Origin of the sequence: Janthinobacterium sp. HH102, from assembly GCF_001758625.2 — a bacterium.
Taxonomy (GTDB): Bacteria; Pseudomonadota; Gammaproteobacteria; order Burkholderiales; family Burkholderiaceae_D; genus Janthinobacterium.
Genome location: NZ_CP062063.1, coordinates 1 through 25,553, shown reverse-complemented (window position 1 = coordinate 25,553; position 25,553 = coordinate 1). Strand labels below are relative to the sequence as shown.

Annotated in this window: 20 protein-coding genes; 6 read left to right on the top strand and 14 right to left on the bottom strand. The window is 57.0% G+C overall.

Annotated elements, in window-relative coordinates; genetic code table 11:
* The first annotated feature begins 56 nt into the window (after positions 1–56).
* From JAB4_RS28805 to JAB4_RS28780, 6 genes are all read left to right on the top strand, one after another.
* A complete protein-coding gene (locus tag JAB4_RS28805; protein ID WP_070300541.1) occupies positions 57–398 on the top strand; it encodes a hypothetical protein in 342 nt (113 codons plus the stop codon).
* Between the two features lie 152 nt (positions 399–550).
* Positions 551–796 (top strand): hypothetical protein, encoded by a 246-nt coding sequence (locus JAB4_RS28800; RefSeq protein WP_070221288.1) that lies wholly within the window; start codon positions 551–553, stop codon positions 794–796.
* A 98-nt stretch (positions 797–894) separates the two neighbouring features.
* Positions 895–1,077 (top strand): hypothetical protein, encoded by a 183-nt coding sequence (locus JAB4_RS28795; protein WP_070221289.1) that lies wholly within the window; start codon positions 895–897, stop codon positions 1,075–1,077.
* A gap of 16 nt (positions 1,078–1,093) precedes the next feature.
* Complete coding sequence (locus tag JAB4_RS28790) at positions 1,094–1,417, top strand: hypothetical protein (RefSeq protein ID WP_070221290.1); 324 nt, start codon at positions 1,094–1,096, stop codon at positions 1,415–1,417.
* A 445-nt stretch (positions 1,418–1,862) separates the two neighbouring features.
* Entirely contained in the window at positions 1,863–2,171 is a 309-nt protein-coding gene (locus JAB4_RS28785) for a hypothetical protein (protein ID WP_070221291.1), read from the top strand.
* 538 nt (positions 2,172–2,709) lie between these two features.
* Entirely contained in the window at positions 2,710–3,222 is a 513-nt protein-coding gene (locus JAB4_RS28780) for a hypothetical protein (RefSeq protein WP_193725223.1), read from the top strand.
* Positions 3,223–3,431: 209 nt separating this feature from the next.
* Here the strand turns inward: JAB4_RS28780 and JAB4_RS28775 are convergent, their stop codons facing one another.
* From JAB4_RS28775 to JAB4_RS28710, 14 genes are all read right to left on the bottom strand, one after another.
* A complete protein-coding gene (locus tag JAB4_RS28775; RefSeq protein ID WP_070221293.1) occupies positions 3,432–4,718 on the bottom strand; it encodes a hypothetical protein in 1,287 nt (428 codons plus the stop codon).
* Positions 4,719–4,725: 7 nt separating this feature from the next.
* Positions 4,726–5,268, bottom strand: a complete 543-nt coding sequence (locus JAB4_RS28770; RefSeq protein WP_139143819.1) for a hypothetical protein — start codon at positions 5,266–5,268, stop codon at positions 4,726–4,728.
* Positions 5,269–5,320: 52 nt separating this feature from the next.
* Positions 5,321–6,364 carry a hypothetical protein gene (locus tag JAB4_RS28765; RefSeq protein WP_070308528.1) on the bottom strand — a complete coding sequence of 348 codons (1,044 nt, stop codon included), beginning with the start codon at positions 6,362–6,364 and terminating at the stop codon, positions 5,321–5,323.
* Complete coding sequence (locus JAB4_RS28760; protein ID WP_070221296.1) at positions 6,325–6,792, bottom strand: hypothetical protein; 468 nt, start codon at positions 6,790–6,792, stop codon at positions 6,325–6,327. Before JAB4_RS28760 ends, JAB4_RS28765 begins: the two co-directional genes overlap by 40 nt.
* A gap of 90 nt (positions 6,793–6,882) precedes the next feature.
* Positions 6,883–7,326, bottom strand: coding sequence for a hypothetical protein (locus JAB4_RS28755; RefSeq protein WP_070221297.1), 444 nt, complete (start codon positions 7,324–7,326; stop codon positions 6,883–6,885).
* A gap of 10 nt (positions 7,327–7,336) precedes the next feature.
* Positions 7,337–7,564, bottom strand: coding sequence for a hypothetical protein (locus JAB4_RS28750; RefSeq protein WP_070221298.1), 228 nt, complete (start codon positions 7,562–7,564; stop codon positions 7,337–7,339).
* A gap of 12 nt (positions 7,565–7,576) precedes the next feature.
* The gene (locus JAB4_RS28745) at positions 7,577–7,912 is read right to left on the bottom strand and encodes a hypothetical protein (RefSeq protein WP_139143820.1); all 336 of its coding nucleotides are present in this window, start codon (positions 7,910–7,912) and stop codon (positions 7,577–7,579) included.
* Between the two features lie 37 nt (positions 7,913–7,949).
* A complete protein-coding gene (locus JAB4_RS31005) occupies positions 7,950–8,480 on the bottom strand; it encodes a DNA topoisomerase (RefSeq protein ID WP_070221300.1) in 531 nt (176 codons plus the stop codon).
* On the bottom strand, positions 8,477–10,057 hold the full coding sequence (locus JAB4_RS31000) for a DNA topoisomerase (RefSeq protein ID WP_139143821.1): 1,581 nt from the start codon (positions 10,055–10,057) through the stop codon (positions 8,477–8,479). Before JAB4_RS31000 ends, JAB4_RS31005 begins: the two co-directional genes overlap by 4 nt.
* Positions 10,058–10,125: 68 nt before the next feature.
* The gene (locus JAB4_RS28730) at positions 10,126–16,125 is read right to left on the bottom strand and encodes a strawberry notch-like NTP hydrolase domain-containing protein (protein WP_070308529.1); all 6,000 of its coding nucleotides are present in this window, start codon (positions 16,123–16,125) and stop codon (positions 10,126–10,128) included.
* A gap of 160 nt (positions 16,126–16,285) precedes the next feature.
* Complete coding sequence (locus JAB4_RS28725; protein WP_070221303.1) at positions 16,286–17,080, bottom strand: hypothetical protein; 795 nt, start codon at positions 17,078–17,080, stop codon at positions 16,286–16,288.
* 3,729 nt (positions 17,081–20,809) lie between these two features.
* Positions 20,810–23,962: a hypothetical protein gene (locus JAB4_RS28720; protein WP_070308532.1), complete on the bottom strand. Its 3,153-nt coding sequence runs from the start codon at positions 23,960–23,962 to the stop codon at positions 20,810–20,812.
* A gap of 31 nt (positions 23,963–23,993) precedes the next feature.
* The gene (locus JAB4_RS28715) at positions 23,994–24,281 is read right to left on the bottom strand and encodes a hypothetical protein (RefSeq protein WP_070225036.1); all 288 of its coding nucleotides are present in this window, start codon (positions 24,279–24,281) and stop codon (positions 23,994–23,996) included.
* Positions 24,256–25,536: a hypothetical protein gene (locus JAB4_RS28710; protein ID WP_139143824.1), complete on the bottom strand. Its 1,281-nt coding sequence runs from the start codon at positions 25,534–25,536 to the stop codon at positions 24,256–24,258. Before JAB4_RS28710 ends, JAB4_RS28715 begins: the two co-directional genes overlap by 26 nt.
* Positions 25,537–25,553 lie beyond the last annotated feature (17 nt).

The following is a 25,553-nucleotide window of genomic DNA, read 5'->3' as shown; positions in this document are numbered from 1 at the left end:
CGCCACCGAACCGGCCGGTAGTCGGTAATTTGAAAGGCCGCTCTCAGCGGAGATATATGTATAAAAAGATTGGTGATTTGATGTACCAGAAGAAAAATCTGGAAGAAACCGTTCAATTCTGTAAAGCACGCAACGCAATAATTTCTGGCACTTCAGAAGACGAACTCGTTAAGGAATTTCTTCAGGAGGTCGAAAAAAAATCTGGAGGACTAGCTAACAGCGATCTGGATAAACACGTAGGTACAATGAACGTCGCTTTCAATTCCTTTTACGTCATCGACCCGTTTTTCCCAAATCAACAAACGCTACCAATGGAACCAGGCGTTGAACCGGGCACACACGTTATCAATTTCTTTGTCCGATTGGGAAGGAAACCACTTTCGGCCACAGGTGAGTAGGCCAAGGTGAGCACGCATTTCCCAAGCCCAGGCGGCGCAATGCGGCTCAATTACAACGTGAAGTCTTAGACAAAAGATGCGCTACTGCGTCCGCTGCAAAATTCCCGGCGCCCTGGGCGCCCCGCACCGGCCGGCGCCGGCAAGGAAGAATCATGTTAGAAAAAACTGTAGACGTAGCTTTCTCATACTGCTTCGGCGTGCTGGACGTATTTTGTGCGTTCTTCGAGCGCACGCACGCTGTTGTTGGGTTAGGCATTCCAATGCTGTTCGTAATCCTGGTGCATGCGTACCTGCCGGCTTGGGTAGCGGCAGCGATTGCGGTGTTTGTCCTCGCGCCAGCGGCGGCCGCTATGGGCATCGTGTTGGTTGAAGGTTTGCTTCTCACCCGTCGCCGCTAAATGTCATCGGAAATCGCACAGCAGCACGCACGGCCCGCATTGACGGGCCTGACGCAATGAGAAGGCCAGCACTGTGCTGGCCAGCGAGGACAAACCAAATGAGTGCAACGAACGCAAGCCGTGCCTACCGCAAGTTCAAGCGCGCGACCAACGGCCTTTTGAAGCGAAACGGCGCTGCCTACCTGGTGGCGGGTAAGCGTGGGGATGATGAAGCGTCGAAGTTTCTGCGCAGCCTGGCTCGGACGGTAGCTGACCAGATCCGCAGCGAAGCCCTGGCCTAATCGGAAAAGATTAGCCATGCTACTCCAGCCAAAACCCGCTTTCTCTGCGCCGTGCAACCACTACGGCCTGTGCTGCAAGGAGCCGCTGTGCGAACTGGGGCAGCTGGCTTTCCCGGGAGCGTCAGTGCCGTGTCCTGGGCTGGATGTGCGCGACGACGTCGCCCTGTGCAGCCTGGTCATCACTGAGGCAGATACCGGCATGGAGCCGATGTTGGCAAAGTCGCTGGGTATTGGGTGCGGGTGTTCGATGCCGGACAAGGATACGACCGAGGCTCAAATCAAAGAGTTCGATCGTGTTTCGTTCATCAAAATTTACGGCCGCGCTCGCCAGGTGGCTTGAGCAAGGAAATTACTGAAATGGTCGATTCCCAATTTAGTTTTGCCGAAGTGCCGCAGGAACCCCGCGCCCGCTGGTTTGTAAAACGCGGAGCAAGGACTCAATACGACCGCGGATTTACGACGAAGGACTCCGCCAGTACCTGGATAAATGCATTCGGGCCCAGGCTGGACTGGCGAACTGGCTACTTGTTTCAACTGCGGGGTGACGCAGTGGAAATGAGCATCGTAGACCGACTCGGCAATCGTCCCGACTCAGTCAGACGCCGAGCGGTATGAGATGGCCCGACGCATTACTGCCGCGCTGAACCTGACTCGCTTCTTGAGCATCGAGCAGTGACTGGTTCATCTTCAACGACCGCAAGAAACACGGCGTGTCGCCGGCGATAGGTCGTTCGACGTTCGTGGGTTGGGCTATCCCTCTTCAACCTCTATGATCGGAAAATATCGTGCGTGCACAAGACATTTATACATTACTGGTCTTGGCCATCAACCAAGCATGTGACTGTGAGGGCTTTATGGAGGTTTGTGAGGTTGCTGAGCACAATGGGATGCGCGGAGGCCGGGTGACAGCCTTTAATGCACTCAAGTACGAATATACGTACTCCGATTCCGACGGTAATATGGTACTGCTCAACATTCGTTCGTATGACCCAAGCGGCCCCTTCCAAAACATACCCGATATTAATCGGCTTACAGTAAAGCTCGTTATAGGAGGTCAAGATATTGCGATCCACGATAGGCAGTATTCTGACTGAGGAGAACGTAATGGTGTGTCTGGGATCACAGCACGACCAAATCGTAAAAATCGCTTTCGATGTTCGTATGGCGATCGAGGCTTGTAAACCGGACGAACTGCCTTGGAGAACTTTTCCAAAGGGTGCTTGCGGCGATACTTGTTTGGTTCTCGGACAGATACTTCATGAGGCAGGCTTCAAAGGTGCCGAGTACGTTTGTGGTAACAAGTACCGGGATGATGGAAAGCCGTATTCGCACGCCTGGCTCCGATACGATGGACTAATCATAGACATCACTGCGGATCAATTTCCGGAGGTCGGATCGAAGGTAATTGTCATCCGCGAAAGTGACTGGCACAAACAGTGGGAAGAAGACCGTCCAGAATCAGGAGTACTTCAGGATTACGGAGTAGCTAACGTACAGCCCCTCTGGGAACTCTATTGGATATTGAAGCCTCAGTTGGATACTCCGCCCACAATAGCGCCTTTGGCCCACACGACGAACCCCGGACGTTGAGAAGGTCCAGATATCGCCGGTTCGCCGTGCGCGGCCGCCGCAGTGGCCAACGCCACGTCGATGGCGTGCGCATGCTGTTGGCGGCGCCTGGCCGGCGCCACCACGTTCCTGCAGCTGATCATCGGCCGGTACCGCGCCAGCGCCGCCGACGCGCCGCACGCGGCTGCCGCGGTGGCCAGCACCTCGTCGACGGCGTGCTCCAGCTGCTGGACGGTGCCTGGCCGGCGCCACCCGGTCCTGCAGCTGATCATCACCCTGCCCCTCCCTGGCGCCGCCGGCGCGCCGCGCGCGGCCGCCACACTGGCCAGCACCACGTCGACGACGTGCGCATGCTACTGCCGGCGCTTGGCCGGCGCCATCCAGTTCCTGCAGCTGATCATCGGCCTGCTTCCCGCCGACGCCCCCGGCGCGCGCACGCAGCCGCCGCGGGGGCCAGTACAGGTCGACGGCGCACACCAGCTGCTGCACGGCGCTCAGGGGCAATTGTTGATGGTTACCGTTCGGGCTGCAACAAAACTGATTTATAGGGACGCGCGAGAACGTCGTGATGTATGACACCCTGTCCATCAGCAAATGCAATTTGCTGACCGCCATAGAGCGTATAGGTTTCGGTAGTGCCGTTGGGACGAGTGATGGTGATGGTGTCGCCGATGATAAACGTGAACATGATTACTCCTAGAATTGCACGGAGTCAGACCATTCCGACCCCGTGTAATCTATTTATGTTGTAGTCACGATTGGCGAACAAGTTCGTTAATGCTACTTCAGCGCGTCGCCGTTGCCCGCTTGTGCTGAGCAGCCAACTCAGGCATAAAGTCCTTATTGAGGGATGCTTGGTAGACGGCACCGAGCAATGCATTTGTCTTTTGGGTCTCCATCAGACTCTTTGACATAAGGCTGGCCATCTGTGCGGAAATCTGCAATTGCTCTCGTTGAAGAGTAACCGCGTCGCCGGAACCAATCTCCTTAATCCACTCAGGGTTGTCGTAGCGACGCGCTGCATCAATGTACTGCAATTGGTGGAGTGAAATACCCTTTGATTGCCAGTCAGGGGCCGCTTGGGGGAGGTGCTTTGCAAGATAACGCGAAGCGGCACCGCCTCCTTCCTGCATCGCCTGCAAAATCGGGATCGTCGCTGCGTACTTCGTACGATTACTTGTCCATTCTTCAATCGGGCGCATCGCCAAATCAACTCTTGCCTGAAAGCTATCGCGAAGCGCCAGATACCTCCGCCCTTCATCAGTCTGGGATTCGACCTTTGTCAAATCACGCAGCTGGACTGGTGCCGAGAGGTTTCGCACATATGCAGTCGCCGCTGCCAGCTGCTTCTCGTTAAAGGACAGCGATACCTTACCCTGATCGGCTTTTGTTTGCGCCCCGTCGAACACGGTTGAAGCACGGATGTCTGCGTCAGGTAGGCCAGTAGATACGGCAGGGTTCGTACCAGCCCAGGTACACGATTGCGCACGCACCTTACCGCTGGCGTATGCCTCGCACGCGCCACGCTGCGCCATCACAGCTTGTACTTCAGGCGGTGGAGCAAATTCGTCATTGCGCGCGATCGCTACTGCCTTGTCCATCGATGGTGAACCAGTCGACGGCCTCCCTCCTCCACCGCCAGAGCCGCGCGGGCCAAAGGCACCACCACTTGAACCGTTGAAACCCGGATTAACCCTGTCAAAACTCGGATCAGACAGGCCGCGAGATGCATTGGCGCACGGGTCAAGCGGCATGCGCGTGGATTTCTCCAGCTCGTATGCCTGCTTTGAACGCTCAACGTCGATGTTGCGCTCAACCTGGTTCTGATTTGACTCCGCAATTTGATTGGCAACTTTAGCCGAGTTGGCGCTCATTGTGTTCTCAATGCGCAGTAATGCCTGCATCACCGTTGTGAATCCCGATGTGACCGCGGCAGTGGTGCCATTCACAGCTACCGTTGTCAATTTGATCAATGGTGCCAATATCCCAGCATCGCTCAGCGCAAACGAAGGGGAAGATATTGTAAAGGCGGAAAACACTGCAACCGCCAAAATCGTCTTTTTGTATTTCATCTCATCCTCACGGCATGATCATATTTTTCAGCGAATCCCACGTGTTTGCCACGTAGTCAGCAGCCTTATTTGTCAATGATGGTGGGTTTGCCACTGATGTAGCCTGTTGAATTGCGCCACCCACACCACCCTTAATAGCATCATTGAGCGTACCAGGAGACACACCGGGGATAGAAGCGCCATTGATCGCGCTGTTAATACCTTGCGTGGCCTTCTGATTTACCTCCTTGATCTTGTCGGACAGTTCTTGCGATAACTTTTGGCACGCTTGATTAGCTAATTTGGTAACCATCGCCGACGCACCAGGCGTAAATCCGAACGAGGTCATGTCGAGTGCAGAGAGCTGGTCAAGGCAGGATGCCTTCACTATTCGTGATGCCTGCTGCACGGCATCAAGGCCAGAGGACGAGCGGTTGTACTCGACCTGTCGCACTTGCTGCTGGATGGATTGCATGTCCGACCGAAATTCAGAGCAACTGGCAGCGATTGCAAATGATGTGCTATGCACATAAAACAGAACAACAAACGGCAAAAAAAATCGGCGTTTCATTTTGGGACCTTTTGTAATAATGCGTCAGTGTCGCACGGAAACATTTCTCGCGCTACTGGGGATGCCCGGCCTTAGGCACTTGCGGTTCAACGTTGGGAGCCTGTAAAGAACCGTCGAAACCAGAAATTCCCACTAAATCCGATAGAATATCGATCGTAACAGTCCGGGTTTTTTGAAGGACTTCCGGTAGACTTTTTGTTGCTCGAACGAAGCGGGTCTCAAAGTCAACTTGGGATATCTCCTGACCAGCGCGAAACCAATCCATGACTCGCTGAGTCCTAGAAACATACTCGGCCCTATAAATTTCGGATGCTTGCCTTATCCAAGATTGCATCACCGTCGTTCGTTGGTCATTTGATAGGACCGGAGCAAATGACATCTCCGACAAGAATGTGTTGATGGCCTCAGCAAAATCCGCTTGCATAGCAGCCACGACCTCAGCTTTCTTGCAACCAAACGTAAAGGCTAGTCCCTTACCGTTGCACAGCCGTTCATCAGTTACACCTTCGAAAAATCGCAGCATCGCTTGGTGCATCGACAGTTGAATGCGTGTGTGCATCGTCTCAGGCGAATCGACTTTCAAATAACCGACTTTCTCCATCATCCGTTTGGCATGATTCGTATGGCTTGACAAGAAACCAGGATCTGAGAACGCAGACGACACGGTCCGAACAAAGTCGTCGACATGTGCCTGTTCATTCTCGCTGCTGGATTTTTCCCATATCCTACCGACTATATGCGCCAGCAGTGAGTTTAGCTCGACGCGCTCATAAGCCTTGGCTTCCGGGCTAACGGCGAGCCGCTCAGCCATGACCTTTGCCAGAGCATCAGTCGACGCGATCATGAAGTTCAACGCCACTTTGCGCTCAGTCAAGCTAGCATTCGTACCCGGCCGTTGGATAATGCCCAACATCAGTGGGCTCATGTGGTTCAAATACCGGATCGATACCCTTGCATCCGTCCAGGCCGGCGAGAAATCGACCTTGGAATCGTCTGCGGCAGAGCGAAAGTGCCGCTCAAGCGCATCACCGACTCCCCCCCCTACCTTGGACTCGGTCACGCCGCCTGCGACTGGAGTTGCTCGTACAGTGGCCATTGTTTCAACTCCTTGTCTTCTGCCTGTTGCAGCGCGTTTCGCTGATCACGCGACATACCCTGGAAAAAATCGAACACTGGAGTGATATTAATAATGCCAGGCTTGCCCATACCCAGAACATCGCGTGCTGATTCTGCCAGTGCAGCCAAACGCAGGCCATCTTCCAGCACACCACCAGTTGACGGCGCCGCAGAAAAACACTCACCGAGTAATCCTGCACGATCTGGAATGTATGAGAAGCCGCAGCGGATATCCGGAATGGTCAACGTGCGCATCAGCTTGCGTTCAGCCATCCGGCCGAGCAACGGCATAAAGCCCTGTGCCGAGAAAATTTCATCGGGATAAACGATGCCGCCATCGAGCCAGTATGTCGTCCGCTGGTCTTCAGGCAGATCATCGCGCTCAGCGGTTGCGAGCAGTGCTTCCATAATATTCAAAGTTTTTTCTCCAAGTTGACCTGCCGAGGCGACGCCCGGCCAGTATTGTTTGCAGCGACGACGTCGCGGACCAGCCCTGACCTAAACGTTCGAATAACTAGCCAATTCGAGAACATCTCCGTGTTCGTCCCAAGCATCTAACGAGGAACCCTGTCCTATGGTATCCATCCCCATCGCACGCATGAACCGGTCAAGGCCACCACCAGTACGCGATGCAGAGCGAGACAGGTACTCGCAAGCGACTTTAAGTTCGCACGGACGCTCAAGAAAAGCAGCCTGAAGCACTGGAACGACCATCACCGACGCGTCGACGATCTGAACCCAGGACTCCAGATTGGACGAGTCCATCACCCAAGCCAACGTCTCGTCGTAGCGATCATTGCCAGGCGCCGCAAGGTCAGAAGCAACGTCGGCAATCATCTCGACGAACATCATCCCTCGACCGCGCTCGGAAAACGCGTCTACGCCCTCTGTGACCATTAGTTCGGCAGGGAACTCTCTATCGTTAAACGTTGTTTTCGGCATATCGTTACCTTCAGGCATTGGCCATAAGACGCGGTGTGGCTGCTACCATCAAACGTAAGGAGCGCAAGGTGTCCTTCAGCAGTTGGTCGTATCGTTCTGGCGCGATGCCCAAGCGATTGCACGTCACGTCGCGCGCCTCCTCAGCAACGTACCGTGCGCGAAACACAGCTTTCTGCTCATCCGGCAGTTCGTCCATGGCGCGCACGGCGACCGACAAGCCTTTGTTGATGTCACTCATGAAGGCGCCCGATCAGTTTGGACGGCCTGGTGCCATCTCGTCCGGGCCATTTTCTTCACGCTCCGTCACCGCATCAGCCATTTCCTGCGTCAATCGCATTTTCACCTGGGATCGCAGAGCATTGATCTCCGACAGCGAACTGGCGGCGACCTTTTCCGACATCGGGGCCTTCTTGTCCAGAATGCTGGTGAGCGCGGCTACAGTAGTCGGCAGCGCTTCGGCACCAATCCGATCGATCTGCTTGAGCATGGTGGCGACTACGACCGGGCTGCAGCCGAGTCCTTGACCACTCAGTCCAATGGCGCGGCGTGCGCCGTTCAGCGTCCTCATCGTTTGCTCCGTATTCATGTGGTTACCTTCGAAATAGTTACGGCTATACCGTTTGTTAATTTTGGCCTACCCGAGACGACGTGGTTGCACTCCGACCACTTGCCTTGCGCTTTTTCACGTCATCAACCACAGCTGTCACAAACTTGCGAATTACAACCAAGAAGTGTTCCGCTGAAATTTCTCCGCGCTCAATCCGCCGGCAAAGCATTTCCCATTTTGCCGTTAAACCAACGCTTTTCAACTCTGCTGGTAGAGCAGCTTCAAGCATCGCGCCGGCTTCGGTCAGCAGCACCACTGTGGCCGGGCGCCCTTCTACTGCGCCCAGTTCACGCACAAGTGATTTGTTACGTACCAAATCGACAATGCCCTCGCTGCGTGTACGTGCTGTGCCAATCCCATTCGTCGCATCAAGTACCACGGCGTCAGCTTCATTTTTGGCGTGGCGAGATGCAAAAAGCATGTCACCAAGCAAGCTCGCCTCAGTGTACCTTGGCGGCGGTTTGCTCTGTGTAACATCCACCCGCGCCGATACGGCGCCTATGATCACGCCGACCCTGATCTCGCTGATGTTAACAGGCTTGTTCAAACAACCTCCGTTGAATGTTCATCTTCCAAGTCTGTCTCATGTGGCAATGCGGCCAAAGGCTCATCGTCAACATCCATCTCTGGCGGTCCAGGTTCCGTCTCAGTCCAACCGTAGCGCACCACCTGCGTCGAGTCACTAGCAAACAAATCGTTCCCGAACACGGCTTCAACAGTTGTCACGTCATATTCGAAGTCGGGATAGAACTGTGCGGCGAACCTATTCGTGATCATTTCGAAGACTTCTCGCTCAGTGGAGTTCAGCTCACGGCCTGATACGGGGAGCGTTCCTAAAGGCACAATCGCATGATGCTCATTCTCACCTATCTTCCCATCGTCAACCGAGTATGGTCGCGTGCTCGCGTTAGCTCCGCGCATAATCTTTCCAAACATGGGAGACAATCCCGCCATGATGGCGCGGGCCTCCAACAACATCGTCTCAGGTATGTAAGGGCAGTCTGTACCGATATACGAGATGAGACGATGCTTCAGATATAGATTGTGCATCGCTTCAGTTACGTCTTCCATCGGGATACCCAGGCGCTGGCATGCATCCATTTCAAGGGTGGTTTTTGTATATGGCATCGGTGGCGCTTTTCGTTTGCGTCGCACTGCCGCCTTGTTGTACCGGCCCTCTAAACCGCCGTTTATCCGCTCCACAATTGAACGTGCAACTGATTCTCGCGTAATCCGTCCTTCTGCATCAAACCCTTCAGATGCAGTGGCGCCTTGCCGTGCTTTCCACCGTAACTCGGTTCCATCCTGGAGAGTGATCACCGGCGTAAAGAAATCAATCGGCTCAAATGCAGTGATTTCATCTTCCCTCTTCTTTACTAACCATAAAATTGGCCCTTTTAACCGTCCAACTGCAACCGATTTTTCGCCCAAAAGTGACTGGTAGGCGCGGGACCCATTAAAGCCCAGCAGCCAATCCCCTTCTTGTCGAGCGCGAGCTGCCTCCCCGGAAAACTGCCACCGTGGTAAAGCGTTGGGAGTCAAATTGCCGAACGCCTTTTCCAAGGCGGAAGGATGCATATCCGCGACTGCCGCGCGAAGCACATTTGCTCCTGATGGATCAATACTGAGAACACGAAACAACTCATCCATAACCAGTTGCCCTTCGCGCCCCTTGTCGCCAGCATTGATGATGATGTCCGCAGTCCGCAACTCTCGCTCGATAGCGACAAATAGCGAGTCCGGCACAGGTGCGCCGTCCCGCATCATCATCGACCCGTCCTCATTCCGGCGCGGCCGAGGCATACGCATGTGAACAGGGGGTAATACGGGCAGATATTCCAAAGGATCGACCCAATCATGCTCAGGAGTCAAATAATGGTCAATTGGAGCCATTTCGACCAAATGACCGTTTGTATAACCGACGAAATCGCCGTTCGGCAGTCGATAGCCGCAGTCTTCGCGCTTGGCCCGGCCGCCCTGCTGCTTAGCAAGGAAGGAGGCAACTTCCTTTGCTACCGCCCCCTTTTCGACCAGGATCACAGTTCGAGGCATTTCTTTTTTTTTCCAAGTATTGTTGCGTACGATGGCTATGGTACAAGAAGAAATGCCGAATTGAAAGCGCACTACTTCTCGTACACGAATGAATTATGCTGATGATCGAAGAAAGCCAAGGTATTTCCGGCCTCCTCGCTTCAGGCAGCCCGTGATTGAAGCACCGCCCCGTCCTCGTCCTCGCCCCCATCAGAATCTAGACCACTATCATCCTCATACTCGTCTCCATCTCCACTTAAGTGCAGGCGTTGCATTTGGCGACGCATCAACTGCGATTCGTATGCGGCCTCCCGTAACGCTCGCGACTGTTCTCGTGTACGCTCAGTCACTGCCATGGCCAACAAGCGCATTGCGGGCGAAGTTGAAAAGAATTGACGTGTCTCAGTTGCGCGCATCACTTGGCGGGTAAAAACTGCCAGTTTATTGCGGATTTTCTCGTCACTCTCGCGGTTACCCTCTTCGTCTGTAAAACGCAACAATACACGCACCGTTGCCGCTCCCGGCTTCCCTCGCTCAATCTTGACGACTTCGGCCCCGAGTTCCTCATTAATGGCACTGGCCAGAGCCGACTGCTCATTACGATCGAGGCGTGACTTTCGGATCCTGGCTCCCACTCCCGATAATAGGTGCTCAACCTGACCGGTATTGCGAACATCCCGCCGCTGATTCAACTCTTCCTGACTTAAATCCTCCTGTAGGTCATTTTGCCAACTCGACCGGACCGGCAACCAATAGATCGATACATCGGCATTTTTTGAGTCGGCCGATGAATGCAGCGCTCGACTCTCCAGGTTAGAACGCAGGAAATCTTGCCAGTACTGAGCATTCTTCGACGGAGGACGGTTTAACGCCGACCAGGTCGAGCAGAATAGGGTTGTCACGCCTTCAGGCGCTAGTTCGACTGGAACTGTCGAGTAGATTGATTCCTTCGTCATATTTGGACGAATGTTAATGACTCGGCGCGGTGCCTCTGCCGGCATCTGCAGCACGGCGCCGGCGCCGATCTTGTGCTTAGCTGCGATAGATGCAGCGCGGAACAAATTCCCACAAAGAACATAGCGCTTTGAAATGTGCTCGCGCTCAAGGAATGAATTGAACTCCTCAGGCACCTCTCGACTCAAAAGCCCGTCGTCAATGCTCGCAGCACCAGGCAACCAAGTATCGAGGCCGATCAGTTGCTTCTTGTAGAGATCTGCCAAGGTAAAGCGATGCGGCGCGGCAAACCCCGCCATTTGGATCGTTACCACCCAACGTGCAAGATTTGTTTCGCGCCCGCGCGGTGGTAGCGTGAGGGAAGTCACGGCCCCCCTCACTACTCGCTCTTCCCCGATGCCGAAGTGTCGCTCACGCACTACAACGTACTGACCGGGCATGAGATGCTGAAGGTGAGATAACACCCAGTTACGCCTGCGCTCAATCGCCTGAGTCGGGGTGATCAACAGATTTCCGTTTTCGTCGGCTGTGCGCGATGGATCGACGGTAACATCAGCTCCCTGGCGCGCCGCTTCCGATGACCGCATCATCAACAACATCGCATCGAACATTTTCTCGACGCGGTCACGCAGACCTGACGGCACCATACGAAGAGCACCCATCATTGGGCCGACCACATTTTCACCAGCCGACTTGTAGATGGCAGCTGTTTCCAGATCAGCTACGAAATCCGGCACCTGCCGCGCTGTACGTGCCGCACGGGATTCGAAGAACATCCGGTGCGTGTTGTTTTCAATCTCGGCTAATACATCGTTCCATTTGCGTGCTGTGATCATCGTTCGCGTGGTAATAGTCTGTAACTCCACCGCTTCGTCAAACACCGAATCAACGTCACCATGATCATTTAACCGAGCGGGCAGTAGATCCTCTGAACCTGTAATTGCAGCCGCGTCCCAATCCGCCATATTCAGGACGTTGGTGCGCAGAGGGTTAATGCCCTGCTCGTTCAGCTCTGCAACCACCTCGTTAAAGTTGAAAGTGATCTCGTGATAAACGACTCGCGATTCTTTGTCTGGTAACAAGTCTAGACGCGAAACGGTTCGCTTGGCCAAACCATGCATTGAGATGTTCACCTCTGTACCATCGTCGTGGACCGCCGTTGGCATGAAGGAACGAAACTCAATACCCAGACGGGTAGCAATACCGGGATTAGCCTGAAGGAAATCACGCACTGAGGCATCGCCCACGTTATTGAACAGGTCGGGCAATTCGTGCAACTCAAAACGGCTCGAACGATTGCTTGTCGCAGATGCGTACAACTTTCGCAAATGGCCATAGTGAACCATCATAATGCGCGCCTCCGACTGAAGACCCGACGCCAGCATCTCAACTTCCGGAGGTATTACCTGACCGCGACGATCAGCTCGACCGATCGCCTGCACATAATCGACGATATCACCAAATACTTGGCAGAACATCTCGGCACGCTGACGTTGGTCCGTAAAATCTTCCGATGCGTGCAAGCTCATGCCCGTCGACATAGCCTTGTTGCCAACCAGGGCATCATAATCACCAAAGTTGAAGCCCCGTTCGATATTGCTGATCTTCGACTCACGCGCGGTCCTTGGCGCCACAACCCAGTGAGAATCTGTCATCTCAATCACTTTGAACTTGCGGCCTGTGGCTTCGCCGACAGAATACCCTGCCTGCCGAATGGCATTGCATATCGTATCGATCGGTGAACAGTACAGATCGTCAGGTAGTTGCTCGATCATCTCGTCCAACGTTTGGAGTCCCTCTTTAATAGCGTTGCGCTCGGCCTCCGACGCCATGAATTGAGAGTCAAGAACATTGCCCTCAATTCGATTACCCTCAGCGTCGACATGCGTCATGCGAACAACCGTGTCATACATCGCACGCAGCGTTAGCTTGAGTGTTTGAGGACGAATATGGTAGGTACCATCTGCGTTCTTGGCCGTGTCAGGGTCATCCAGTGCATCTTTGATACGTTGCTCAAACGTCTGCTCGAGAAAAATAATCGGCTTCTTTCCATCACGGATTTTGGCAACTGCCCGCTCCCCGGCGAAACGCGCCTGTAGAGCAACATTTAACGTACGCTGGGTTGTGAAGAGCAAGCTGCCGAAGCTGGTGGTATGCGTTTTCACACCGTCTATCATCTTCTTAATCCGCCGCATCTCGCCTTGGAGACGCTTGACCGCATCAGCGTCTTCGGAAAGCATCCCAATATCCGCTGACAGCTTCGAAGCGAGATCGCCGGTCAGGCCAAGATCCTCAACCCGAAGGTCCAGCAAACTCATAAGGCCTGCATTCCCTGGGTATCGCCCATCAAGTAGCGCCTCGGCCGACTCGGCTTCCAAGGATTGTGCGTCAATGACATGCGCGGCATGGCCGGCAGCCAGGAATTGCTCATTCTCAGCCTCTGCCTGGCTTGCCAGGGTATCTTCATTTGCAACCTGCTGCTGCCCGTAGGTACTTGCAACCAGCGCAGCGGCTTGGCGAGCGGCTTCGTCAAGCGCATTATTCTGGTCACCATCAACCTCGCCATCTGGCTCATTGGCATCCTGCGCAGAGCGTGCACGCAACGCCTCAATCGCCTGGCGGGAGGAGTTATTGGCGCGTTCCAGCGTAGCGGCAATAAAGCGCTGAGCCATGTCTAACTTTTGAATCTGGGCCCGGGTTAAGCGGCGACCTACCTGGTCGGTGACTCCGCACAAGCGCTGCAGGCCTTGCAAGATTACTGCTACTTGGTCGGAAATCTTTTCATTCGCAACAAGACGGCCGTCATCTACCGCCATCATGATGTCGAGCTGAGATGCGTCGCGTTCACGGCGGATAAAGAGCCCGTCCTCGGCAAGCATGGACGTAAATACTTCCTGAATACTCTCACCACCGGCTTGCATCGCTTCAGACACCATTGCTGTGTCGATCGACGATGGCAGCATACGGCTGTAGAAACTCATCTGGCGCGCATCCTTGAGCCAAGTTGCCGATGAGTAGACAACCGCCTTTGCCGCGTTTGCCATTGCTGTACATACGATACCCAGCTGCGATGTGTCTCCGGCAGCAATATGGGATTCGTCGAAGATGACGATACATTTCGGCGCGATCGATTTAATCCACTCGCTCTTGTCAGAATCCTCGCCCTTACTAAACTGCGAGTATGTGCAAAACACCAGGTTTGGATTTCCGAAACCTTCGAGACCGAATTGGAAGTTCTCACCAAATTTCTTCGCCGAGATGCCACTCGCAATTTTGTCAAGGTTATCCGAAAACTGGTCGACCACCTGCGCGCCATGGTTGAGCACCATCGGTCGTAGTTGAGTATGTAAGCCTGTCTTCTTCAAATCCCGGTAAAAGTCAGAAAAAAGGCTGTCTTGTTTGGTCACAAAGATCACCGCCAGTCCACGCTGCCAGGCATACGACACTGCCGTTGCAATTGTCGCTCCCTTGCCAGCACCGGTCTGGTCCCCAAGAACAAAACCCTTGTCCCGATCCATCGCACTCACCATCAGCGCCGAAGCATCTACCTGCTCGGGCGCCAGGTAGGCGAATTGCTCTTCGTTGAAGCCGATAGCGTTGCGAACATACTCGTCGATATTGCCGCTGCGGTCCTGCAGGCTTTGAAGTGCCTTATAGGTAGGTCCGGCAAGGTTACGCGGGATCATCAATTGAATGTCGCCATTTTGCGAGAATGCCTCATACGGCAGCTGATAGCTGTTCTCAGCATTTTCGTTCGCGCGCATCGCGGCCTCTTCCTCAGCCGTCAATTTATGTCCGGCCGACTCATGCACACGCACCAGTACATCATTTGTGAACGTGCGAAGCGCATCCCAGTCGTACATTGTCTCCTGGCGACGCGGTACCCAGTCCTCGCCACGCAGTTCGCGTTCTTTGGCACTGAACTTTCGGCCTACGGAGACCATAATCAATCCCGACGAGAGGTTCATCTTCCGACGCATTACGGGCGAAAGTAAGCCGATTCCCAGAACGTCATAATCAACTTGCAGAGCATGAAGAAATGCAACCACCCGTTGCTTCTCCGTGTGGCGCTCGACTTCAGTGGTACCCACATGTTCCGGAAATGTGAGAAGGGACAACCCATTCATGTGCCTACGCGCCATCGAAGCCCGCATCTCGGACAGAGATTCAGCACTCACATCATCGCTAGTCAACAACGACTGGCGATGCGGCGGCACAGTTTCATTTAATTCTCGCTCGACGAAGTTGACAGCAGCAGGAACGAGTTCTCGCATGCGCGCACTACCACTATCCGGCGAGACAGGATCCGTCAGGGCAACGTAGGACGATCCTAAGAATGACGCAATCGAACCATCGCTCAGCTGCGGGATATAAATTGGGATTTGCCCTTCGCCACCAAACGCCCGGACCAGTTCCTGTGCAGCCACAGCTGCAGGTAGTGGAATCGCGCCGGCGCCTTTCTTCGGTCCGACGTACATTGGGGAATTTTCGTACAGTAGCTGTGCCTCACGATACGCAGCATCACCGGCTAGCTCATGGCGCTCGCGCACATAATTGACCATTTCGACTTCAATGGTCTGGGCCACCGATTCAACTTTGATGCTGTCCAGCGAGGTGCCGCGGCCGTAAAGTACATCGACGAATCGGTTCACGTCAGCGACGTCAGCATGCGCGCCTGCCATTAGCCCAGCGATAAATCCTCGAGCGCAACTCACAAGATTGGAGTTGTCGGCTCGCAAAATATGCGCTGGTGACAAACGGGCTTCTTCAACGCGGTTTCCTTCGGTATCGACAACGAAACGACTCCCATCCGGCAACTCAAAAACTCGATGACTGCTCATGTTCAAACCAATTGGTACTGCCACCTGCATTGCCGCCGCTATAGCCATTTCCTGGGGAGATAGCCTGGCCCCCCCCTGTAGTCGCAAACGTACATCCTGGGGTGAGGCAATTTGAATATGGCGCGCAAGCGGAAAAACATCACGAATCTCCGATAACATTAGGGTTTTGGTTGGCGAAAACGGTCGAATTAGAAACGGCTTTCCGCTTTTTACTGGTGCAAAGTTCATGGGCGCTTCCTGGCACGCTACCCATTCCGATGACCCCCTTGTCAACCCAATCAGAATCAGTAGGTTTTCCTTGAAACCCTCTTCCTTGATGAAGCGAAGCTTTACTTCCGGATTACCGAGATCAAACCAAAGGGGCATATCTACTCCTAATTAAGAATACTGGTGGTTGCATAAAACATATAGCGCTACGGTAATTGAAGTTCTGTGGCGTGGTTGCGCCGCATCCCTGTAAACGAAGAAAACCCCGCACTAGGCGGGGCTTTCAAAACGAAAACTGCTTTTTCGTATGTGTACGGTGTTACTGGCCTTGGCCAAAGGCAGCGGCGTCGGCTGCACCACCGTCGTCTTCGCCCAGGATGTCCGTAGCCGACAACGCCTGGTCATCATCAACCGTCGAAGCCGGAGCCGGCTGTGCTTGTGGCGCTACCGGCGCCGGCTGCGAGCCCGAAGCGGCTTTGACCTTGGCATCGACGTCGCGTGCCAAGCCCAGCGTGAATTCCTGCTGGGCAGTAAAATCATTGACGGTTTCGATGATCTTCTTGGTGACCGGGTGCACCACTTCGATCTTGTCAATCTTCGGGATGACAACTTCACCTTCACCGTACTTGTTGGCCAGTTTCTGCTCACCCTGGTAACCGACCAGACGAACTTCGTCCTTCGCGCGGACAACATCGTTGCCGGCACGGTCTTTGCCCTTGGTGCCGGCCGCAAAAACGTAGCTTTTCAGCGTAATTGGCTGTGTCAGGTCAGCGGCGTTGATGGCGCCCAACACCTGCAGCGCGCTGCTGCCCAGGCTAAACTTCACGAGCGCATCCTTGCCGTCCGGACTGCGAAGGGATACCAGAATCTTGCTTTCTTTTTCGCCCGGCTTCTGGTAAACATCTTCTTCCTTGATCAGGACGCGGCGCACAAAGGCCGAAATCATGTCCGGGTACTCTTCCTTGTACACCATGCGACCACCGCTGGTCTTGTGTTCGCGGAGAGTTCCTTCAGCGTTTTGGGCTTTGTGGTCGATTGTGAACAGACCGGTCTTGCCGTTGTAGTTCACGTAAGTGGTACTGCCATTTGCGTTTCCGTTGATGCGACCAAACATGATGTTTCCCTTCAAGAATTAGGCCCAGATCAGAAGGACAACGTCTGGGCCGACGACGATGCCATATCGCTAAAAATATTACTTCGAATACCCGCCTCATATGACCGCAATATGCGATCACTGATGCCTCCATCATAAAAATATCGGCAAGGCGTGGTTGCAAATAATCTGATTTACAACCGGGCGCCGCAATACCATACCGACCTTGCGCGATCGCCGGCGCGTTGACCAGCACCATGTTTAGGGCGCGCACAAGCTGCTGCACGGTGCCTGGCCGGCGCCAACACGTTCCTGCAGCTGATCACCGGCCGGATCCTCGCCGACGCCGACGCCGACGCCGACGGCGCGCCGCGCGCGGCCGCCGCAGTGGCCCACACCGGGTCGATGGCGCGCTCCATCTGCTGCACGGCGCCTGGCCGGCGCCAACACGTTCCTGCAGCTGATCACCGGCCGGGCCCACGCCGGCGCCGCCGGCGCCGCCGCGCGGCCCCCGCAGTGGCCAGCACCGGGTCGATGGCGTGCTCCAGCTGCTGCACGGCGCCTGGCCGGCGCCAACACGTTCCTGCAGCAGATATCCGGCCGGATCCTCGACGGCGCCGCCGGCGCGCCGAACGCGGCTGCCGCGGTGGCCCACACCACGTCGACGGCGCGCACCAGCTGCTGCACGGTGCCTGGCCGGCGCCAACACGTTCCTGCAGCTGATCACCGGCCGGATCCTCGCCGACGCCGACGCCGCCGGCGCGCCGCGCGCGGCCGCCGCAGTGGCCCACACCGGGTCGATGGCGCGCTCCAGCTGCTGCACGGCGCCTGGCCGGCGCCAACACGTTCCTGCAGCTGATCACCGGCCGGGCCCACGCCGGCGCCGCCGGCGCGCCGCGCGGCCCCGCAGTGGCCAGCACCGGGTCGATGGCGTGCTCCAGCTGCTGCACGGCGCCTGGCCGGCGCCAACACGTTCCTGCAGCAGATATCCGGCCGGATCCTCGACGGCGCCGCCGGCGCGCCGAACGCGGCTGCCGCGGTGGCCCACACCACGTCGACGGCGCGCACCAGCTGCTGCACGGTGCCTGGCCGGCGCCAACACGTTCCTGCAGCTGATCACCGGCCGGATCCTCGCCGACGCCGACGCCGCCGGCGCGCCGCGCGCGGCCGCCGCAGTGGCCCACACCGGGTCGATGGCGCGCTCCAGCTGCTGCACGGCGCCTGGCCGGCGCCAACACGTTCCTGCAGCTGATCACCGGCCGGGCCCACGCCGGCGCCGCCGGCGCGCCGCGCGCGGCCCCCGCAGTGGCCAGCACCGGGTCGATGGCGTGCTCCAGCTGCTGCACGGCGCCTGGCCGGCGCCAACACGTTCCTGCAGCAGATATCCGGCCAGATCCTCGACGGCGCCGCCGGCGCGCCGAACGCGGCTGCCGCGGTGGCCAACACCACGTCGACGGCGCGCACCAGCTGCTGCACGGCGCCCGGCCGGCGCCAACACGTTCCTGCAGCTGATCACCGGCCGGATCCTCGCCGACGCCGACGCCGACGCCGCCGGCGCGCCGCGCGCGGCCGCCGCAGTGGCCCACACCGGGTCGATGGCGCGCTCCAGCTGCTGCACGGCGCCTGGCCGGCGCCAACACGTTCCTGCAGCTGATCACCGGCCGGATCCTCGCCGACGGCGCGCCGCGCGCGGCCGCCGCAGTGGCCCACACCGGGTCGATGGCGCGCTCCATCTGCTGCACGGCGCCTGGCCGGCGCCAACACGTTCCTGCAGCTGATCACCGGCCGGGCCCACGCCGGCGCCGCCGGCGCGCCGCGCGCGGCCCCCGCAGTGGCCAGCACCGGGTCGATGGCGTGCTCCAGCTGCTGCACGGCGCCTGGCCGGCGCCAACACGTTCCTGCAGCAGATATCCGGCCGGATCCTCGACGGCGCCGCCGGCGCGCCGAACGCGGCTGCCGCGGTGGCCCACACCACGTCGACGGCGCGCACCAGCTGCTGCACGGTGCCTGGCCGGCGCCAACACGTTCCTGCAGCTGATCACCGGCCGGATCCTCGCCGACGCCGACGCCGACGCCGCCGGCGCGCCGCGCGCGGCCGCCGCAGTGGCCCACACCGGGTCGATGGCGCGCTCCAGCTGCTGCACGGCGCCTGGCCGGCGCCAACACGTTCCTGCAGCTGATCACCGGCCGGGCCCACGCCGGCGCCGCCGGCGCCGCGCGCGGCCCCCGCAGTGGCCAGCACCGGGTCGATGGCGTGCTCCAGCTGCTGCACGGCGCCTGGCCGGCGCCAACACGTTCCTGCAGCAGATATCCGGCCGGATCCTCGACGGCGCCGCCGGCGCGCCGAACGCGGCTGCCGCGGTGGCCAACACCACGTCGACGGCGCGCACCAGCTGCTGCACGGCGCCCGGCCGGCGCCAACACGTTCCTGCAGCTGATCACCGGCCGGATCCTCGCCGACGCCGACGCCGCGCGCGGCCGCCGCAGTGGCCCACACCGGGTCGATGGCGCGCTCCAGCTGCTGCACGGCGCCTGGCCGGCGCCAACACGTTCCTGCAGCTGATCACCGGCCGGGCCCACGCCGGCGCCGCCGGCGCGCCGCGCGCGGCCCCCGCAGTGGCCAGCACCGGGTCGATGGCGTGCTCCAGCTGCTGCACGGCGCCTGGCCGGCGCCAACACGTTCCTGCAGCAGATATCCGGCCGGATCCTCGACGGCGCCGCCGGCGCGCCGAACGCGGCTGCCGCGGTGGCCAACACCACGTCGACGGCGCGCACCAGCTGCTGCACGGTGCCTGGCCGGCGCCAACACGTTCCTGCAGCTGATCACCGGCCGGATCCTCGCCGACGCCGACGCCGACGCCGCCGGCGCGCCGCGCGCGGCCGCCGCAGTGGCCAACACCGGGTCGATGGCGCGCTCCAGCTGCTGCACGGCGCCTGGCCGGCGCCAACACGTTCCTGCAGCTGATCACCGGCCGGATCCTCGCCGACGCCGACGCCGACGCCGCCGGCGCGCCGCGCGCGGCCGCCGCAGTGGCCCACACCGGGTCGATGGCGCGCTCCAGCTGCTGCACGGCGCCTGGCCGGCGCCAACACGTTCCTGCAGCTGATCACCGGCCGGGCCCACGCCGGCGCCGCCGGCGCGCCGCGCGCGGCCCCCGCAGTGGCCAGCACCGGGTCGATGGCGTGCTCCAGCTGCTGCACGGCGCCTGGCCGGCGCCAACACGTTCCTGCAGCAGATATCCGGCCGGATCCTCGACGGCGCCGCCGGCGCGCCGAACGCGGCTGCCGCGGTGGCCAACACCACGTCGACGGCGCGCACCAGCTGCTGCACGGTGCCTGGCCGGCGCCAACACGTTCCTGCAGCTGATCACCGGCCGGATCCTCGCCGACGCCGACGCCGACGCCGCCGGCGCGCCGCGCGCGGCCGCCGCAGTGGCCAACACCGGGTCGATGGCGCGCTCCAGCTGCTGCACGGCGCCTGGCCGGCGCCAACACGTTCCTGCAGCTGATCACCGGCCGGGCCCACGCCGGCGCCGCCGGCGCGCCGCGCGCGGCCGCCGCAGTGGCCAGTACCACGTCGACGACGTGCTCCAGCCGCTACCCGGCGCTTAACCATCGTCCAGGCGTACCTGAATCCTTGCGGTTTAACCTGCCTCTTTTTTGGATCGACCGATAGAAGCCGCATGAATACATCGTTTGGGCATTAAAAAGACCAAGTTATCCACATTTCTGTGCATAACTTGGTCGATTTCATGCTGAGTGGAACTGTCGAGCTTGATCGTGATACTTCTCCGCCAACTCACGCGCAAGAATAGAGGTGAGTGTGGTCGCTTTATCTCCAATGCGTTGAGTACCCATCAACCGGGCACGCTGTTCGATATACCCAGCCGCCGAACCCTTCGGGAACTCGCGTGCCAGAAGCTCAATGGCTGGACCTTCACCGATTAGGGTCTCCAGTTCTGTTCGCAGAGGCGCATCTGTGTCGTCAGTCGTGTAGCACCACGTCTCTATCGGGCCAACTTCATTATCAAACACGGCCGTCACCATGCCATCTTTCAGTCGGAACCATGCCCAGATGCGGCCCTGGCGGTCGAGTCCGTTCCGCAAAATATCGAGGTCAGTATCGGAGAGAGCCAACTGGTCACGCGCATATACGTTCTGTGCTTCGGACTGCTGGCCAACGACCATCACCGTCGTCATACCGTCCAGAATCTCTTGTGGATAGTCGGTGATGTACTGAGTTACAAAGTTCAAGTAGACCTTGAACTTCCTAGTCTCCCGTGTCTCCTTGATATTCAGACCCACCAAGCCATCGACAGAATTCACGTTGTGCCACTCTTCATAAGTAAGCACCTTCGGCGTTTGCTGAATCTCGCGCACTCGCCGGATTTGATAATCGCGATACTCTGGCCGTACCAGCATCTCCATCTCGTCGACGTCGAGGAAGAAGTTTCGCGCGCCCAGATGCCGAGCGTAAAGGTACATCATTCCCGCAAACTCTTTACCGCTTGACGACGATCCGCCCAACACGTTCTGCAGATCCACCACCATAATCCTGGCATTATCCGTATTGACGCGCGTTACACCTGCCAGGACCGCATATTCGTTGGTGGCATTCAACAGTGCCCGTGATGCTCGCTCAGTCAGAAGTTCATCGCCCACCTTGGCGGTACCGTAGATTGCTTGGACACGATCACTCTGTATGACCTTAGTCATATCCTCCATGCGAGGTACGGCAAATCGCTGCGCAACGCGCGCAGACTCGATACGGCCAGCGGCAAACAATGCATCGACCACGTGAAAGACAGTCGGTGAACGCTTCGTATTTATATCGTACCCAATCTCGCGCAGTTCCTCCGTGATCGCCTCGCTGTATGCGGCCTGCCATACGCGAGCGTCCGTAGACTCTGGAGCGAACATTCGATACGCCTCATTCAGCATGGTCTTGATGAAGGCCCCTGTTTCATCGCCTAAGCCTTTAAAAATTACCTCATAGACCGCCACCTGAAAGTCCATCTCGGCTCCTGTCGGCCGCGTGCATCCCAACTGTAAGTCATGCGGATTCGCACAATTTGAAGCATCATTGATGACCTTGAAATACAATAGTTGGTCATGCAACTCTGGCGGCAGTACCCGGCGCAAATGCCTCAGGAATCCTTTCCCGGAGTACGCAACGTCAATGTATAGCGCATAAGGCAATTGCTGCGCACCTGGAGTCAATGAAAGGCAATACATGACTCGATTCATCAAGAATGACTTGCCCGATCCAGATGGAGCACACCAGCCAGTGACAAACGACGCATGTTTTCGCGACCCGATAGCTACCGGATAGATCACCCCATCGCTGGTCTTGAACTGCAACTGGCCTGCTTCCCAAGGCGAAGCAGGACGCATCAGGGGAGACATATAAATCGCGTCAGATAGCGGCGCAGGCACGACTGGTGCGCAACTGGCGGAGGTATATTCTGGAATGCAAGACAGGCGCGCGACGTCCGGCTCGCCTGTCTCATGGTTCGCCTGCATGCCTCCCCAGCTTTTCACAGCCAAATCGAGTTCCAGTAGCGCACTCTCCGCGCGATCCTGAGAACGCGCCCAAGTAGAAAACGACACGCGCAGCCCAACAATTGGGTCAGTTGCTGCTCTATGCTCGTGATGCGCTCGCAGCTCCTGGAATGCATTTCGGATCTGGCGGTTAGTTGCATTAATAGGCGCCAGGAACGAATTGAGAAGCTGATTTAGTCGGTTGTATTCAAGCCCCTTGGGGAGGATTTCATAGGAAATGCTCATCGGGATACCGACTGATCGTATTTTCGTCATTAATGCAGAAAATATCGTCTGCGAAGGCAGATTACGCGGTGATACAGGTCCAATCTCCATGACCGCAGTTCCATACCACGTATGGCCGAGAGTTGCTGTCTCGTAGTTGCTGATATGGCCAATGACCTTGCGAGTCAGGACTTGCATACCCAATGAAAGCGGCGTCGGCGCCCCCTTATCTGCAGTCGACGAATAGATAGCCCCCTCCTGCCCCAGGAGTCGCGCTGTCCAATCGGGCTGGAACGGTACTTCGCGATCGGCAAATCGGCGGACCCGTTCAAAGGATTCACGCACCGCAAGTAGCTGCATCGACAATCCGATTGCGCGACTATTGAAGTCATTCAGCAGATTCTTCACCAAACCTTCGTGACGCTGCAATATTGCAGGACTACGGCTGAGCAAGACTTGACCGAATGGAGAAATCAAAGCTAGCGGAACATTCTTGATCCCTTTTCCAGAGGTCATGATTTTTTTAATCATGTCCTGATACTGATCGGTCGCGCGCTTCATCTCGTCAGGACGAAGCGCTTTCATATGAGTACGCACGGTCAACAGGGTCATTTCTTCCGCCGCACCATTTGACAACCGGGATCCTAAGTCGCGGCGATACGACTCTGCATTTCCACCAAGGCGTTTTGCAGTGGCCAACATCGGAGCGATCTTCTGCTCGAAAACCTGCGCGGCCGTGTTTGGATCATGCAAAAAATACAATCCGAAGGAATAAGAACTTCCGCTTCCACCTGCCATATAAGCAGCGACCTTTGTCGAAACCAGCTCTGCCATGCGTGCAGCATCGGCCTCACGAATATTGTTGCGTGCACCACGCACTAGAATAAACGACACCAGGGTTCCATCTGCCATTTCAAGCGTATACGGCTCGGCGAATGGTTCGGATTTCTCGGCAAGTCCACCAGCATGAACGCTTTTTGGCAAATGACTGTCTTGCAACAACTCGCTGATATACGCTCCCTGATCAAGCCGCTGCGCCGGCACCACGGCTCCGCGCCACTGGCAATGCGTATCAGCGCTGCCTCCACCAAATGTATCGTGCGCAGATTCAGCAAGATTAAGCAAGAAATTGGTCATGTCATATCTTTATAATTGGGTTTAGGCGCGGTTAACCAGCCCGCACAGACTGACGCAGCTCTACTGCTTCCTGCTCAAGACGGCGTTCGTGTGCCAGCTGTTTAAGGCCTGGCAAAACGTCAGGTTCGCGCAAGATCTCAACGATCTTGGGATCACTCTTGGCAGCTGCCGTGATGATTTCCATCAAGCGCGTGATGCGGTTCACTGGGGCAAGTTGGAAAATGCAGTCCATCTCAGCAGTCAGTTCTAGTGGCAGGCGCCAGACGATCTGGCTAATTGCCCTATCAAGTGGGTCAATGGGAATGATCGGGACTGACATAGCCAAACTCCTGTAAAAGTGCGTTCCACCGTGGCATCGTGAAGTCCATAGCGACTGCTGCCTGCTCCAACGCCACCAACTTCTCACGATCGACGTTGACGATTACAGACCCATTCCCGTAACCGGACACTTGAAAACCTGCATCTTGTAAGCGTTGAGCCCCCTCGAAACAAATAGCGCGGTCGTGTGCACGCAGCCATGTTCCATGCACATCGTACTCATTCGAATTTGTTACGCGCGAGTATTTAGCCGACATCAGTGCCTGGCAATGCATATACGAAACTAGTCCCGAGGCAGGAAGCGCCTTTACCAGTCTGTCCTGGGCCAACATTGGCGGCAGCTGACAACCGGTTGGTAAGGGCAGGCAGGCGGCCGATACCAAGTATGACTTCACGTGAACACGTGCGTACTTGCTCATCCACCTGTATTCAACATCCGTCATCCACGTACGCTTGGCGCGCTGACGTGTTGCGCCGATGCCATATGCAATGAGCGCAGCCAATTCCGCCGGCACGCCATCGAACTCGACAACCGCCTGGACCAATGTTGGGGGAAATGTCCCAGCCATCACCGCGTCATGATCAAAGCCGAGATCCGACAATGCATGAGACCAACCTGCATCTGGCACTGGATTGCTCAGTAGCCATTCAGCGTACTGCATGCGATTGAATCGCAATCTCACACGCACGCTGTTATCCATAAATGGCGTGTATCTTGATGACCAACTCTGGTAGGCGGCAGTCAACTTTTGCAACAACATGTCCTTCGACGGTGGGGCCGGCGGAAGGACCTTGCTAATAGTCGCAACCAGAGTGTCGTCCTGCAAATTTCGCATCGGGTCATCGAGTCCATACACCTCGACGGCCATGCGAACAGCGTGTTGTACGTATACAGCAAGCGCCTGCCCTCCCTTCAATGCATGATGACCGTCGATACGAATACCAAAATCTATAGCGATTTCGGACAGCTTCAGTCCAAGATAGCCAGTCCGCCGCACGTGATGCATTTGCGCCTGGCCGAGTTTGCGAAAATCCTGAAAGTCGCCCGAAGATACCCACATTGCGTCGTTTGGTAAGTCGTAAAGTCCCCTCACCCGGAACGGAGCGCGGCCAGGCAAAAATGCCCACCCTTCCGCCAGGGTATTGCGATTATCATGAAGGACAATCCCCACCATAAGCTTTTCTGCAACTTCCCGGGGTGTCGGTTTTGGCTCGGCCAGCGCGGCACTACGTTGCCTCACATTCTCAAACATCATTTCCTTGATCTAGGGGT

Coding starts and splice junctions, on each gene's coding strand:
- JAB4_RS28805 (WP_070300541.1), top strand. CDS start 57: ATGTATAAAAAGATTGGTGATTTGATGTACCAGAAGAAAAATCTGGAA.
- JAB4_RS28800 (WP_070221288.1), top strand. CDS start 551: ATGTTAGAAAAAACTGTAGACGTAGCTTTCTCATACTGCTTCGGCGTG.
- JAB4_RS28795 (WP_070221289.1), top strand. CDS start 895: ATGAGTGCAACGAACGCAAGCCGTGCCTACCGCAAGTTCAAGCGCGCG.
- JAB4_RS28790 (WP_070221290.1), top strand. CDS start 1,094: ATGCTACTCCAGCCAAAACCCGCTTTCTCTGCGCCGTGCAACCACTAC.
- JAB4_RS28775 (WP_070221293.1), bottom strand. CDS start 4,718: ATGAAATACAAAAAGACGATTTTGGCGGTTGCAGTGTTTTCCGCCTTT.
- JAB4_RS28770 (WP_139143819.1), bottom strand. CDS start 5,268: ATGAAACGCCGATTTTTTTTGCCGTTTGTTGTTCTGTTTTATGTGCAT.
- JAB4_RS28765 (WP_070308528.1), bottom strand. CDS start 6,364: ATGGCCACTGTACGAGCAACTCCAGTCGCAGGCGGCGTGACCGAGTCC.
- JAB4_RS28760 (WP_070221296.1), bottom strand. CDS start 6,792: ATGGAAGCACTGCTCGCAACCGCTGAGCGCGATGATCTGCCTGAAGAC.
- JAB4_RS28755 (WP_070221297.1), bottom strand. CDS start 7,326: ATGCCGAAAACAACGTTTAACGATAGAGAGTTCCCTGCCGAACTAATG.
- JAB4_RS28750 (WP_070221298.1), bottom strand. CDS start 7,564: ATGAGTGACATCAACAAAGGCTTGTCGGTCGCCGTGCGCGCCATGGAC.
- JAB4_RS28745 (WP_139143820.1), bottom strand. CDS start 7,912: ATGAATACGGAGCAAACGATGAGGACGCTGAACGGCGCACGCCGCGCC.
- JAB4_RS28730 (WP_070308529.1), bottom strand. CDS start 16,125: ATGCCCCTTTGGTTTGATCTCGGTAATCCGGAAGTAAAGCTTCGCTTC.
- JAB4_RS28725 (WP_070221303.1), bottom strand. CDS start 17,080: ATGTTTGGTCGCATCAACGGAAACGCAAATGGCAGTACCACTTACGTG.
- JAB4_RS28720 (WP_070308532.1), bottom strand. CDS start 23,962: ATGACCAATTTCTTGCTTAATCTTGCTGAATCTGCGCACGATACATTT.
- JAB4_RS28715 (WP_070225036.1), bottom strand. CDS start 24,281: ATGTCAGTCCCGATCATTCCCATTGACCCACTTGATAGGGCAATTAGC.
- JAB4_RS28710 (WP_139143824.1), bottom strand. CDS start 25,536: ATGATGTTTGAGAATGTGAGGCAACGTAGTGCCGCGCTGGCCGAGCCA.